The following is a 12,495-nucleotide window of genomic DNA, read 5'->3' as shown; positions in this document are numbered from 1 at the left end:
CGACGCGCGCTCCCGCACGGCGCGCGCCGAACAGAGAGACGAAAGCCGCATGCCGTTCACCACCCGCCGTTTCGCCCTTCTGGCCGCGACCACCGCGGCAGGATTCCTCGCAGCAGCCGCACTCGCCGGCTGCGCGCCGACCGCATCCTCGACCACGCCGCCGACCGCTTCGTCGACGGCAGGCGGCGACCCGACGGCGGTCGCCACTCCGACTCCGACGCCGACCGATCCGCCGACGCCGGTCGGCCTCACCTGCGATCAGGTGATGACGGCGGACCAGCTGTATGCCTTCAACCCGAACTACGGCGCGGACCCGGGCTACGAGCCCAAGGCCGGTTCACTCGAGAAGAAGATCGCCGACTGGCAGGGGGTCGCCTGCGCGTGGAAGAACCAGACCAGCGGCGACGTCATCGAGGTCGCCGTAGCTAAGCCGCCGGCGAGCCAGCTGGAGAACCTCAAGAACGCCGCGATCACGGCGTCGAAGCCCGTTCCGACGTACGGCGTCCCGCCGCAGGTCGAGGGCTACTTCAAAGCAGGGACGGCCGGGCAGGTGCAGGTGTTCCGGGGCTCGTACTGGATCGTCGCCGAGTCGAGCGCCTTCTTCGAGCCGGGCGACGCCGCCCCGTTGATGGAGAGCGTGATGGCGAACGTCCCCGCCAGCTGAGCGTCACGGCTGGTGTCACCTCCTGGCGCGAGGGGATGCTAGCCTAGTTCGGCACCCTGGCCCCCATAGCTCAGGGGATAGAGCGTCTGCCTCCGGAGCAGAAGGCCGTAGGTTCAAATCCTACTGGGGGCACCATCCCGCCGGCCGTTCGCACGTGAACGGTTCCGGCACGCCAGATCCGAGAGCCGCATGGACTGTTCGTACTTCGATGCCGGCGTGTGCCGCTCGTGCACGCTGATGGGTGTCCCCTACGCGGAACAGCTCAGCGGCAAAGACCGTCTGGCCCGTGAGCTCCTCGCTCCGTTCGGCGACGCGGACTGGCTTCCGCCTGTGGCAAGCGCGGAGTCGGGGTACCGCAACAAGGCCAAGATGGTGATCGGCGGCACGGCCACGGCTCCGACGATCGGAATCCTCGATGAGGCCGGTCGGGGCGTCGACCTGCGCGAGTGCGGGATCTGCGCCCCCGGCGTGCGGGCCGCCCTGCCGGTGCTCGCGCGGTTCGTGACCCGTCAACGGCTGGAGCCCTACAGCGTTCCGGAGCGCCGCGGCGAGCTCAAGTACGTGCTGGTGACCGAGTCGCCCGACGGCGAGCTGATGGTGCGCTTCGTCGCGCGGTCGGAGGAGACGGTCTCCCGCGTGCGCGCCGGCCTGGGATGGCTGCTGGCCGAGCTGCCGGCCGCGCGGGTGGTCACCGTGAACCTGCAGGCCGAGCACAAGGCGGTGGTCGAGGGCGACCGGGAGGTGGTGCTGACCCGCGAGGCTGTGCTCCCGATGCGCCTCGGCGAGGTGTCGCTGCGACTGCGGCCGCAGAGCTTCTTCCAGACGAACACCGCAGTCGCCACCGAGCTGTACGGCCAGGTGGCGTCGTGGGTGGACGCCGTGGACCCGGCCTCCGTCTGGGACCTGTACTGCGGCGTCGGCGGCTTCGCCCTGCACGTCGCCGCACCCGGCCGCCGCGTGGTGGGCGTGGAGACGAGCCGGGAGGCAGTGCGCAGCGCGCGAGCGACCGCGGCGGCCGCCGGGCTGCCCCAGGTGGCCTTCCGTTCGGGTGACGCGACGGCGTTTGCGCTCTCTGCGGCGAGCGCACCGGAACTGGTTATCGTGAACCCGCCCCGGCGCGGGATCGGGGCGGAGCTCTCGGGCTGGCTGGAAGGCTCCGGCGTCCGAAGCGTCGTCTACTCCAGCTGCAACCCGAAGAGCCTCGCCCACGACCTGGCCCGGATGCCGTCGTACCGCATCCGGACCGGCCGTGTGCTCGACATGTTCCCGCAGACCGGTCACATGGAGGTGGCCGTCCTGCTGGAGCGGGCCGCCTGAGCGACCCACTCCTGTCGGGAACCGGCCGTGACTAGCTCGCTGCGGTCTCGCGCTTCGGCAGCTTCCAGCCCGGGCGCACGAAGTGGCAGGTGTATCCCCACGGGATGCGCTCCAGGTAGTCCTGGTGCTCCGGCTCGGCCTCCCAGAACGGGCCGGCCGCGGTCACCTCGGTGACCACCTTGCCCGGCCAGAGGCCGGAGGCGTCCACGTCGGCGATGGTGTCCTCGGCGATACGGCGCTGCTGGTCGTCCTCGTAGAAGATCGCAGACCGGTAGCTGGCCCCGACATCGTTGCCCTGACGGTTCTTGGTCGACGGGTCGTGGATCTGGAAGAAGAACTCGAGCAGGTCGCGGTAGCTGGTCCGCGCGGGGTCGTACTCGATCTCGATCGCCTCGGCGTGCGATCCGTGGTTGCGGTAGGTGGCGTTCGGGACGTCGCCGCCGGTGTATCCGACGCGCGTGCTCACCACACCCGGCATCTTGCGGATGAGGTCTTGCATGCCCCAGAAACAGCCTCCAGCGAGGATTGCCTTCTCTGTCATTGTCGTGCTCCCTTACTTCTCGAAAATCTTCGTGTACTCGCCGTACCCGGCCGCATCCAACTCGGAGAGCGGGACGAACCGCATCGCCGCGGAGTTGATGCAATAGCGCAAGCCGCCGGCCTCCGCCGGGCCGTCGTCGAACAGGTGGCCCAGGTGGCTGTCGCCGTGGGCCGAGCGGACCTCGGTACGGATCATCCCGTAGGTGCTGTCCACCTTCTCGACGATGTTGCCGGGCTCGATCGGGACGGTGAAGCTCGGCCAGCCCGAGCGGCTGTCGTACTTGTTCACGGACGCGAACAGCGGCTCACCCGACACGATGTCGACGTACAGCCCCTCCTCGTGGTTGTTCCAGAACTCGTTGCGGAACGCCGGCTCGGTTGCGGCCTCCTGCGTCACCTCGTACTGGCGCGGAGTCAACTTGGAGACGGCCTCCGGGTCCTTGCGGTAGTCCTGTGTCACGATTCCTCCTCGTGCGGCGCGCTGGCTGCGACGCCGTCAGTACATGGAACACGCGAGGGCACCAGGATGGTCCCGCGCTTCCTGTGAGTTCGCCGAGTGGGCGAGGATGGCGTCGATGCTGCGCAGGATCGACGGCCAGTCGTCGCGTACCTGCGCAGCCGAAACCCTCAACCGTGCCAGTCCTCGGGAGCCGAGGCGCGCATCCCGAAGCCGGTCGCGACCGAATGCCTCCCTGTCGCGGTGGAACGCAAAACCATCGATCTCCAGGTAGAGAACGCCGTCGACGCGCAGATCGATCCGTCCGACGCCCTCGACGTGCACCTGCTGCTCCACGACGTGGCCGCGCGCATGCAGCCGCTGGCGGACGATCGACTCGACGCCGGAGTCTGCACCCGAGCGCGCCAGCAGGGCTCGGGCGCGGACGTTCGCCGGCTGTCCGGCGAGCACTGCCCGGAGGGCGAGTGGATTGGTCAGCCCCGCAGAGATTGCAGTATCGAACACGGCGACGGCGGTCTCCTCGTCCGCGCAACGAGCCACCGACCGAAGACAGTCCGCCAGAGTGACTCGCCAGAGCTCGTCGGTGGGTTCGGTCGGAAGCCAGTGCCGGAGGGGACCGTCGCACGGCCCGGCCCGGGTGTTCGGAGCGAGTTGGAGATGCACCCGCTGGTCGTACCCACCCCAGAGCCCGTAGGTGCGGGCGGCGCTCGCACATGAGAGCCGCCCACGGGCGACGACGGCCGCGATCGCCATGGCCGGGGCCTCGGGAAGCGCGTACACGCCTTTTCGGATGCGGCGGAGTTCTCCTACTCGGACGGCCGCCGAAAGCTGCTCGGATGAGGCTCTGGCGGCGCGCAACTGATGGGCGGAAGCGATTCCGCCGAGGCGGGTCAAGGTGTGCTGGTCGATCATGTCTCCACCCTCGTGCTCGGAAGCCCAGGGCGGCTTGACCGGAACGGATCTGTGGACAATCTCCCGGGCTGGCGGATTGTGCAATGAAGGACGAAAGGCCCCGGATCTCCTTCGATTGGCAGTAGTGAAGGAGATTCGAACGGTATGAGGCCGAATCTCCTTCTTTGGGACAGGACGGGACGGGACGGGACCGGACGGGACGGGACGGGACGGGACGGGACGAGGCGGGACGAGGCGGGACGAGGCGGGACGAGGCGGGACGAGGCGGGACGAGGCGGGACTCGGGTGAACAGCGGGTTACGGCAGGCGCGCGGGCTAGACGTGCGCGCGCGGCGCGCCCTAGCCTGGCGCCGTTCCGCGAGTGTCGCATCCACCCGTTCACAGCACCGAGCGAAGGATCTCCATGCCACTTCCCACCATCGTCCTCGTCCACGGAGCCTGGGCGGACGCCTCGAGCTGGAACCCGGTCATCACCGACCTGCGGGACCGCGGCTTCACCGTCCTCGCCCCGCCGAACCTCCTCCGCGGCGTGAGCGGCGACGCGGCCTACGTCGCGTCCGTCCTCGCGCAGCGCACCGAGGGACCGGTGGTGCTCGCCGGTCACTCGTACGGCGGCGCCGTGATCAGCGGGGCCGGGCTCGGGGGTGGCGACGTCCGTGCGCTTGTCTACGTGGATGCGTTCATCCCGGACGAGGGCGAGAACGTCGTCGGTCTCCTCGCCGGTTCGGGCTCAGCGCTGGACGTCCCCGACCCGACCACCGTCCTCGACGTCGTCGGCTACCCGGGCGCGCCGCAGGGCGACGCGGAGGCGTTTCTGAAGGAGTCGACCGTGCGCGAGTTCTTCGCACAGGACCTCTCTGCGACCGACCAGGACCTCATCTTCGCCGGACAGCGTCCGATCGCGCTCGCCGCCAACGTCATCGCGGCGGGCCCGGCCGCGTGGCAGAGTCTGCCGGTCTGGGCCGTGGTCGGCACCGAGGACCGCATCATCCCGCCCGCCCTGCAGCGCCGGATGGCGGAACGCGCCGATGCCACCATCGTCGAGACCGCCGCGAGCCACGTGTCGATGTTGGCGGCCCCGGATGTGGTGACCGGCGCGATCGTCGCGGCGGCCGAATCCATCTCCTGACTTACGGCCGGGCTTCGTGACCCGGCTCGCCGTGTGTCCGACGCTGCTCCTTGAGCTCCGCCTCGAACAGGTGGCGGCGGCCGCCGGCGAGCCGGTCCCGCGCCTCCCGCTCGAGGTCGCGGAACAGCGCGTAGTAGCCGTCGTCGTAGTCCTCGACGATCTGGAACGTCCAGCGGCCGTCGATCACGTTGCGCCCGACCAGCTCCCGCTCGATGCGGTCCGCGAGGTCGCCGTGGCCCGCCGCGCGCAGCTTCTCGACCGCTTCCCCGAGCGTGAGGTCGGCCTTCCCGGTCAGCCGGTGGAAGCCGTACAGCAGCCCGCGGGCGTGCTCGACGACCTCGAGCGCTTCGCTCAGGCTGCCGAGCGCCTCCACAGTCGCGTCGTCGAGGTCCTCCGACCGGGTGTGCTGCTCGTCGGGTCCGTCGGTCATCGATCCTCCTTGGGGGCGGGGTTCGGGGTGTCTTTCAGAGGGATGTCGTCAGCGCGGACCACGGCCGGCTCGCCGTCCACCTCCCGGATCACCGGGATCGCGTCGGTGAACTGCTGGGCCCGCTGCTCGTTCTCGGGCGAGCCGCTGAACAGACGGCCCTCGTCTTCGCTGCGGGCGCGCGGCGGGCGTTCGCGCGGCTCCGGCGCCTCCGCCAGTTCGACCCGCTGACGCGGGAGGGATGCGGGCGAGTGCCGCTGCATCCAGTCGATGAGGCGTTCGCGGACCAGGCAGCGCAGGTCGAACAGCGTCGGGGCGTCCTTGGCGGTCACCAGCACCCGGACGCGCACCCACCCCCCGATCGCGTCGGTGACCTGCAGCACGCCGGTGCGATGGTCCCAGAGGTCGGTGGTGGCGAGGATGCGGTTCAGCTCGGCACGCATCCCTCCCGTCGAGACGCGCCAGTCGAGGTCGAACTCGACCGAGCCGAGCAGTTCGCTGTGCTGCCTGGTCCAGTTCTCGAAGGGCTTGGTGGTGAAGTAGGTCGAGGGCAGCACCAGCCGGCGGTCGTCCCAGACGTGCACGACCACATAGGTGAGGGTGATCTCCTCGATGGTCCCCCACTGCTGTTCCACCACGACGACGTCGTCGATGCGGATGGCGTCGGAGAACGCGAGCTGGATGCCGGCGAACAGGTTGGCGAGGCTCGACTGCGCGGCGACACCGGCGATGATCCCGATCACGCCCGCCGAGGCGAGCAGGCTCGCGCCGGCGGCCTGCAGGGCGGGGAAGGTCAGCAGGACCGCTCCGAGTCCGATGACCACCGCCGCGACGACGGTCAGGCGGCGGAGGATCAGCACCTGGGTCCGGACGCGGCGGGCGTAGCGGTTGTCGGGCACATCCAGCCGGTACCGGGCGAGCCCGAGGTCTTCGAAGAAGACCACGAAGGCGGCGGCGAACCAGGTCCCGGTGGCGATGGTCAGGATGAGGAACCCGTGCCGGAGGCCGTCCCGCCAGCCGTCGGTGACCTCCGGCGGCAGGCTGATCGTCACGGCGATCCACAGCACGATCGTCAGCAGGAACAGCCGGAACGGGACACGGACGCGACGGATCAGGAGGTCCGGCCACCGCCTGCGTCGCCCGATACCGCGCAGGATCAGGGCGAGGATCGCGGTCACGACGACCGCGACGACGACGGCGAGAAGGCAGGCGACGGTGAGGCCGGGCCAGGTGCGCAGGGCGGACACGTCTCGAAGAACTCCTCGCGGTCGGGTTTCGCGAAGGAGTGTACGCGCGCACCGCTGACGGAGCGACGGGGCATCGCAACGTCGCGGTCGGCGGACTAGCCTGGCCATTCGGGCGGACCGCGCACAGCGGCCCCCGACGATCGCGTAAAGGAGCGGCAATGGCAGCCACACGGACACTCTTCATCGGCGGGACGGGCGTCATCAGCTCCGCGTGCGTGGCGGAGGCCCTCGCCCAGGGCCACGACGTCACCGTCGTGAACCGCGGGAACAGCAGCACCCGCCCGCTCCCGGACGGCGTCGAGGTGCTGCACGCCGACATCCGCGACCCGGAGAGTGTGCACCGTGCCCTCGGCGAGCGCAGCTTCGATGTGGCCGCCGAGTTCCTCGCGTTCACCCCGGAGCACATCGCCGCCGACTTCGGACTGTTCGAAGGCCGGGTCGGGCAGTACGTGTTCATCAGCTCGGCGTCCGCCTACCAGAAGCCGCCGTCGCGGGTGCCGGTGGTCGAGTCGACCGCGCTCCGCAACCCCTACTGGCAGTACTCCCGCGACAAGATCGCCTGCGAGGACTCCCTGATGGAGGCGTACCGCGACCGCGGCTTCCCTGTCACGATCGTCCGGCCCTCGCACACCTACGACCGCACGCTCATCCCGACGACCGGCGGGTGGACGGACCTGGAGCGGATGCGCCGCGGCGCGCCGGTCGTCGTCCACGGCGACGGGACGAGCCGCTGGACCATCACGCACAACACCGACTTCGCAGTCGCTTTCACCGGTCTGCTCGGCCGGCCGGAGGCGGTCGGCGACGCGTTCCACATCACGGGCGACGAGGCCCCGACCTGGAACCAGATCTACTGCTACCTGGCGGAGGCCCTCGGCGTGGAGGCCGAGCTGGTGCACGTCGCGAGCGAGACGATCGCCGCGGCCGTTCCGGAGGTGGGGCCGGGGCTCCTCGGCGACAAGGCCCACTCCATGCACTTCGACAACAGCAAGGTGAAAGCCCTGGTGCCGGGATTCAGCGCCCGCGTGCCGTTCGCGCACGGAGCGGGCGAGATCGTGGACTGGTTCCTCCAGGACGCCGATCGCCAGCGCGTCGACCCGGATCTGGATGCCGCGTTCGACCGCCTGGTGGAGCACGCCCGCACGTTCGGGTGAACGTGCGGGCGTGGTGCCCCTTCCACCCGGTGCACGCTGCAGAGCCCCGGCGGGTTCACATCCTGAGAAACGAAAATCGGGCTTCCAGGAAATAAAAGCTTTACTATAAAGAAACTTTCCTGATACATTCACGCGAAAGCATCGTTCCAACGAAGGGATGAGGATGGCAGGCCCCGTACGCGGCACACCCGGATGGTTGCGCGAGACCAACGACCGCACCGCCCTCTCCCTGCTGCTCGAGCACGGCGTGCTCACCCGCACTCGCATCGGCGAGCTTTCCGGGCTGTCGAAGCCCACCGCCGCCCAGATGGTCTCGCGCCTCGAGACGGCGGGCCTCATCCACGTCGTCGGCGAAATCTCGGCCGGGCGCGGCCCCAACGCCGCGAGCTACGCTGTCCGCACGGACCGGATGCTGGCCGTCGCCATCGACATCGACGCCGAGGTCCTCCGCTCGACGGTGGTCGACGCCTCCGGCGACGAGAAGCCCATCGCGGTCACCCCGCTCGCCGGCCGCTCCCCCGAGGACGACGTGCGCGCCGCCATCGCGGCGGCCTGCGACACGGCGGGCGCGGACACGGAGCGCGTCGGCGCCGTCTGCATCGGCGTGCAGGGCGCGCTCGACCCGCGAACCGACGAGCTCACCTACATCGAGACGCTGCCCGGGTGGCCGAAGCGCGGCATCCGCCGGCGCCTGCAGGACGCCCTCGGCATCGAGGTCCGCATCGACAACGACGTGAACCTCGCCGCCCTCGCCGAGCGCACCGACGGCGCCGGGCAGGACACCGCCGGCTTCGCTCTGCTCTGGATGGGCGACGGCCTCGGCCTGTCGGTCGACCAGAGCGGGAACGTCCACCGCGGAGCCTCCGGCGGCGCGGGCGAGATCGGCTACCTGCCCATCCCGCGGTCAGCGGCCCAGCTCGACCCGGAAGCGGGCGACCTGCAGGACCTCATCGGAGGCCCGGCGGTCGCGCGGCTCGCCGCTGCCCACGGACTGGACCTCGACCTGAGCGGAGCGGAGGATGCGCGCGAGCGGTTCCTCGCCGAGCTCGCACGACGCGTCGTCGTCGGCGTGGTGCCCGTGCTGGCCCTCCTCGACCCCGAGCTCGTCGTGCTGGGCGGACCGACCGGCTCGGCCGGCGGCGCCCGCCTCGCCGAACTCGTCACCTCCGAACTCCGGCCCGGCTGGGGCGAACGCAGCGTCGTCGCAACCGGTGTCGCCGCCCACCCCGTCCTGCGCGGGGCCCGGGAGCACCTCATCGCCGAAGTGCGCGAAGCGCTCTTCGCCGAAGTGTCGCGGATCGCGCCGTAGCGACGCGCAGCACACCCGCACCACCCACGTGCACCATCCACCCGCAAGCGCACCACATCCACTCGCATCACATCCACTCGCACCCACCCACAGTGAGGGAGCCATCGTGAAACACCGTCATCTCATCGCCGCGGCCGCGGTCACCGCCGCCGCAGCGCTCGTCCTCTCCGGCTGCTCCGGAGGCTCGGGCAGTACCAACTTCAGCGACAGCACCCCGGAGAACCTGAGCGGAACCGTGTCGTTCTGGCACTTCTTCTCCGACCGGGAGGCCGGCGTCATCCAGTCGGTCGTCGACGACTTCGAGAAGAAGTACCCGAAGATCAAGGTCGACGTGCACTCCGGCCAGGACGACGAGAAGCTGCAGAAGGCGATCGCCACCGGCAGCAAGGTCGACGTCGGCTTGTCGTACTCGACCGACATCGTCGGCAACTTCTGCTCCAACGGCGCGTTCCGGAGCCTGAACAAGGTGATCGACCGCGACAAGGTCGACATGAGCCAGTTCTCCGACACCGTGAAGTCGTACACCGAGTACAAGGGCACCCGCTGCGCGATGCCGATGCTCGCCGACGTGTACGGCCTCTACTACAACAAGAAGCTGCTGCAGGCCGCCGGCTTCACCGCTCCGCCGAAGACGCTGAGCGAGCTGGAGTCGATGGCCGAGAAGCTGACCACCTTCAAGGACGACGGGTCCATCAAGACCCTCGGCTTCAACCCGACGATGGGATGGTACGAGAACTCGGCCGCCCACTACGGCCCCGCCGCGAACGCCGAATGGCTGAAGCCGGACGGCACGAGCGCCATCGGCGGCAGCGACGGCTGGAAAGAGCTGATGACCTGGCAGAAGGGCTTCGTCGACAAGATCGGCTGGGACAAGCTCAACGCCTTCACGTCGGGCCTCGGCCAGGAGTTCTCGGCCGACAACGCCTTCCAGACCGGCCAGGTGGCGATGAACCTCGACGGCGAGTACCGCACGGCGTTCATCGACGACCAGGCGAAGGGACTCGACTACGGCACGGCGCCGTTCCCGACCACCGACAGCAATACCGATCAGTACGGCGGCGGATACATCACCGGCAACATCATCGGCATCTCCAAGGGCTCCAAGCAGCCGGAGCTAGCCTGGGCTCTGCTGAAGTACCTGACGACGGACACCGACGCGGTCGTGAAGCTCGCCAACGGCCTGAAGAACGTGCCGACAACGAAGGATGCGCTGGCCTCCCCGAAGTTGGAGGTGTCGGAGCAGTTCAAGACCTTCCTCGACATCTCCTCCGACAAGAACGTCCAGACGACGCCCCCGAGCCCGCTCGGCGCCGGCTACCAGCAGTCCTTCGAGGACTACTGGAACAAGTACCAGAGCCAGGGCGGCGACCTGGACGCTGGGCTGAAGGCCGTCGACAAGCAGATCAACGACTCCCTCGCCCTGAGCACGGGTCCGTGAGTGACGACACCATGACCGCCACTCTCCAGAGCGCGGGGCGGGCGACCGCCCGCCCCGCGCGGCGCTCCCGAGCCCGTCGCAAGCGCTCACTCGTGACGCTCGCACTGCTCGCGCCTGCGCTCCTCGGGCTGCTGATCTTCTTCGTCTACCCGCTGATCGCCTCGGTCTACTACTCGTTCACGCGGTTCGACCTCGTCTCGCCTCCGCAATGGATCGGTCTCCGCAACTACGAGTACCTGTTCACGCAGGATCCGAACGTCTGGCTGGCGACCCTGAACACGCTGTGGTTCGTGGTGATCTGGGTGCCGGTGAAGACCGGCTTCGCCCTCATCATCGCGGGCCTCCTCGCGAGGGCGCGCCGCGCATCCGGCTTCTGGCGCACGGTGTTCTACCTGCCGGCGCTCGTGCCGCCGGTAGCGAGCGTCGTGGCCTTCGTCTTCCTGTTCAACCCGGGAACGGGCCCGGTGAACCAGGTGCTCGCGTGGTTCGGGATCCAGGGGCCGCTCTGGTTCAACGACCCCGCCTGGTCGAAGCCCTCCCTCGTGCTCCTCGGCATCTGGGTCATGGGCGACATCATGATCATCTTCCTGGCGGCGCTTCTGGATGTATCGCGCGAGCAATACGAGGCCGCCTCGCTCGACGGGGCGAACGGGCTGCAGAAGGTGCGTTACGTGACCATGCCGTCGATCGCCCCGGTGCTGCTGTTCGCCGCGGTGACGGGCGTGATCGCGGCTATCCAGTACTTCACGGAGGCGGCGGTCGCCTCCTCCGTTGCATCGGGCAAGGCCGTGGTCGGGCAGGGCATCAGCACCAACCTCGGCTACCCGGACGGCTCGCTGCTGACGTACACGCAGTGGCTCTACGTCCGCGGCTTCGGCACCTACCAGCTGGGCTATGCGTCCGCACTGGCTGTGCTGCTGTTCGTGGTCGCGGCCCTCATCCTCATCCTGCTCTTGCGCCGCTTCAGAGCGTTCACCCCGGAAGGCGCCCAATGACCTCCGCCACCCTCCTCCCCGGCGAGCTGACCGACCGGCCTCCCGCACCGCACCGGCGCATCCCGAGCCCGCGTTCGACCCGCGTCCGCAGCATGCTCGCCTGGATCGCCGAGCACGCAGTGCTGGTCGTGCTGGCCGTGCTCTTCCTCGCGCCCGTGGTCTTCGTGCTTCTCACCTCGCTGATGTCGAGCGAGCAGACGCTGACGGCGTCGCTGTGGCCGCAGCCGTTCCAGTGGGACAACTACATCAAGGTCTTCACGACCGTCCCACTGGCCCAGTGGTTCGCCAACTCGGCGATGTACGCGGTGCTCGCCACAGCGTTCATGCTGGTCTCGAGCGTCCCGGCCGCCTACGCCCTCGCGAAGATCCGGTTCCGCGGCTCCGGCGTGCTGTTCACGGCGATCATCATCGCGATGCTGCTGCCGCCGCAGGTGACCGCGATCCCCGTCTACGTGATGTGGTCGCAGCTGGGGCTGACCGGCACGCTGTGGCCGCTCATCCTGCCGAACCTGCTGGGGGATGCGTTCTCCATCTTCCTGCTGCGACAGTTCTTCCTGACCATCCCCAGCGAGTACGCGGACGCCGCCCGCATCGACGGCAATGGCGAGTTCGGCGTGCTCTGGCGGGTGGTGATCCCGATGGCGAAGCCGGGGATCGCGGCGACCGCGATCTTCCTGTTCTTCGCCTCCTGGAACGACTACTACGGACCGCTGCTGTACACCTCCGAGAACCCGGCCGCCTGGCCGGTCGCCTACGGCCTGGCGTCCTTCCGGGGTGTCCACGGCACCGACTGGGGGCTCACCATGGCCATGACGATGCTCGTGACCGTGCCCGTCGTCCTCATCTTCTTCTTCGCCCAACGCGTCTTCGTCGAGGGCATCACACTCACCGGCGTGAAGGGATAAC

General features: G+C 69.1%; 13 protein-coding genes and 1 tRNA gene. 9 read left to right on the top strand and 5 right to left on the bottom strand.

The window, feature by feature from the left end; genetic code table 11:
- The first annotated feature begins 49 nt into the window (after positions 1-49).
- The 3 genes from AB7E03_RS00485 to rlmC all read left to right on the top strand — a co-directional run bounded on the left by AB7E03_RS00485 (position 50) and on the right by rlmC (position 1,981).
- Positions 50-664 carry an iron ABC transporter ATP-binding protein gene (locus AB7E03_RS00485; RefSeq protein ID WP_489938284.1) on the top strand — a complete coding sequence of 205 codons (615 nt, stop codon included), beginning with the start codon at positions 50-52 and terminating at the stop codon, positions 662-664.
- Between the two features lie 59 nt (positions 665-723).
- A tRNA-Arg gene (locus AB7E03_RS00480) sits at positions 724-799 on the top strand.
- Between the two features lie 54 nt (positions 800-853).
- Entirely contained in the window at positions 854-1,981 is a 1,128-nt protein-coding gene (gene rlmC, locus AB7E03_RS00475; RefSeq protein ID WP_489938282.1) for a 23S rRNA (uracil(747)-C(5))-methyltransferase RlmC, read from the top strand.
- Between the two features lie 31 nt (positions 1,982-2,012).
- Here rlmC and msrA read toward each other — a convergent pair whose 3' ends face one another.
- The 3 genes from msrA to AB7E03_RS00460 are packed head-to-tail and all read right to left on the bottom strand — an operon-like array spanning position 2,013 to position 3,890.
- Entirely contained in the window at positions 2,013-2,522 is a 510-nt protein-coding gene (gene msrA, locus AB7E03_RS00470) for a peptide-methionine (S)-S-oxide reductase MsrA (RefSeq protein ID WP_489938280.1), read from the bottom strand.
- A gap of 12 nt (positions 2,523-2,534) precedes the next feature.
- Positions 2,535-2,981 (bottom strand): peptide-methionine (R)-S-oxide reductase MsrB, encoded by a 447-nt coding sequence (gene msrB / locus AB7E03_RS00465; RefSeq protein WP_489938278.1) that lies wholly within the window; start codon positions 2,979-2,981, stop codon positions 2,535-2,537.
- 36 nt (positions 2,982-3,017) lie between these two features.
- Complete coding sequence (locus AB7E03_RS00460; RefSeq protein WP_489938276.1) at positions 3,018-3,890, bottom strand: type IV toxin-antitoxin system AbiEi family antitoxin domain-containing protein; 873 nt, start codon at positions 3,888-3,890, stop codon at positions 3,018-3,020.
- 403 nt (positions 3,891-4,293) lie between these two features.
- Here AB7E03_RS00460 and AB7E03_RS00455 point away from each other — a divergent pair, with 403 nt between their 5' ends.
- Positions 4,294-5,019: an alpha/beta fold hydrolase gene (locus AB7E03_RS00455; RefSeq protein ID WP_489938274.1), complete on the top strand. Its 726-nt coding sequence runs from the start codon at positions 4,294-4,296 to the stop codon at positions 5,017-5,019.
- 1 nt (position 5,020) lies between these two features.
- Here the strand turns inward: AB7E03_RS00455 and AB7E03_RS00450 are convergent, their stop codons facing one another.
- Together AB7E03_RS00450 and AB7E03_RS00445 are read right to left on the bottom strand one after the other, a co-directional pair.
- Positions 5,021-5,449: a hypothetical protein gene (locus AB7E03_RS00450; RefSeq protein ID WP_489938272.1), complete on the bottom strand. Its 429-nt coding sequence runs from the start codon at positions 5,447-5,449 to the stop codon at positions 5,021-5,023.
- Positions 5,446-6,693: a mechanosensitive ion channel family protein gene (locus AB7E03_RS00445; protein ID WP_489938270.1), complete on the bottom strand. Its 1,248-nt coding sequence runs from the start codon at positions 6,691-6,693 to the stop codon at positions 5,446-5,448. Before AB7E03_RS00445 ends, AB7E03_RS00450 begins: the two co-directional genes overlap by 4 nt.
- A 158-nt stretch (positions 6,694-6,851) precedes the next feature.
- Between AB7E03_RS00445 and AB7E03_RS00440 the strand changes: the two genes are divergently transcribed.
- The 5 genes from AB7E03_RS00440 to AB7E03_RS00420 all read left to right on the top strand — a co-directional run bounded on the left by AB7E03_RS00440 (position 6,852) and on the right by AB7E03_RS00420 (position 12,494).
- Positions 6,852-7,847 (top strand): SDR family oxidoreductase, encoded by a 996-nt coding sequence (locus AB7E03_RS00440; protein WP_489938268.1) that lies wholly within the window; start codon positions 6,852-6,854, stop codon positions 7,845-7,847.
- Between the two features lie 163 nt (positions 7,848-8,010).
- Positions 8,011-9,156, top strand: a complete 1,146-nt coding sequence (locus tag AB7E03_RS00435) for an ROK family transcriptional regulator (RefSeq protein ID WP_489938266.1) — start codon at positions 8,011-8,013, stop codon at positions 9,154-9,156.
- Between the two features lie 106 nt (positions 9,157-9,262).
- Positions 9,263-10,594 carry an ABC transporter substrate-binding protein gene (locus AB7E03_RS00430; RefSeq protein WP_489938264.1) on the top strand — a complete coding sequence of 444 codons (1,332 nt, stop codon included), beginning with the start codon at positions 9,263-9,265 and terminating at the stop codon, positions 10,592-10,594.
- On the top strand, positions 10,591-11,589 hold the full coding sequence (locus tag AB7E03_RS00425; RefSeq protein ID WP_489938262.1) for a carbohydrate ABC transporter permease: 999 nt from the start codon (positions 10,591-10,593) through the stop codon (positions 11,587-11,589). The genes AB7E03_RS00430 and AB7E03_RS00425 overlap by 4 nt, the downstream gene beginning before the upstream one ends.
- Complete coding sequence (locus AB7E03_RS00420) at positions 11,586-12,494, top strand: carbohydrate ABC transporter permease (protein WP_489938260.1); 909 nt, start codon at positions 11,586-11,588, stop codon at positions 12,492-12,494. The genes AB7E03_RS00425 and AB7E03_RS00420 overlap by 4 nt, the downstream gene beginning before the upstream one ends.
- The last annotated feature ends 1 nt before the right edge of the window (position 12,495 follow it).

The sequence above is a fragment of the Leifsonia sp. RCC_180 genome (assembly GCF_058138205.1).
The sequence above is the reverse complement of the archived record's forward strand: the minus strand, read 5'-3'. Positions and strand labels throughout refer to the sequence as shown.

Excerpts from the sequence above, each read along its gene's own strand:
- AB7E03_RS00485 (WP_489938284.1), top strand. The coding sequence starts at position 50 with ATGCCGTTCACCACCCGCCGTTTCGCCCTTCTGGCCGCGACCACCGCG.
- rlmC (WP_489938282.1), top strand. The coding sequence starts at position 854 with ATGGACTGTTCGTACTTCGATGCCGGCGTGTGCCGCTCGTGCACGCTG.
- msrA (WP_489938280.1), bottom strand. The coding sequence starts at position 2,522 with ATGACAGAGAAGGCAATCCTCGCTGGAGGCTGTTTCTGGGGCATGCAA.
- AB7E03_RS00460 (WP_489938276.1), bottom strand. The coding sequence starts at position 3,890 with ATGATCGACCAGCACACCTTGACCCGCCTCGGCGGAATCGCTTCCGCC.
- AB7E03_RS00455 (WP_489938274.1), top strand. The coding sequence starts at position 4,294 with ATGCCACTTCCCACCATCGTCCTCGTCCACGGAGCCTGGGCGGACGCC.
- AB7E03_RS00450 (WP_489938272.1), bottom strand. The coding sequence starts at position 5,449 with ATGACCGACGGACCCGACGAGCAGCACACCCGGTCGGAGGACCTCGAC.
- AB7E03_RS00440 (WP_489938268.1), top strand. The coding sequence starts at position 6,852 with ATGGCAGCCACACGGACACTCTTCATCGGCGGGACGGGCGTCATCAGC.
- AB7E03_RS00435 (WP_489938266.1), top strand. The coding sequence starts at position 8,011 with ATGGCAGGCCCCGTACGCGGCACACCCGGATGGTTGCGCGAGACCAAC.
- AB7E03_RS00420 (WP_489938260.1), top strand. The coding sequence starts at position 11,586 with ATGACCTCCGCCACCCTCCTCCCCGGCGAGCTGACCGACCGGCCTCCC.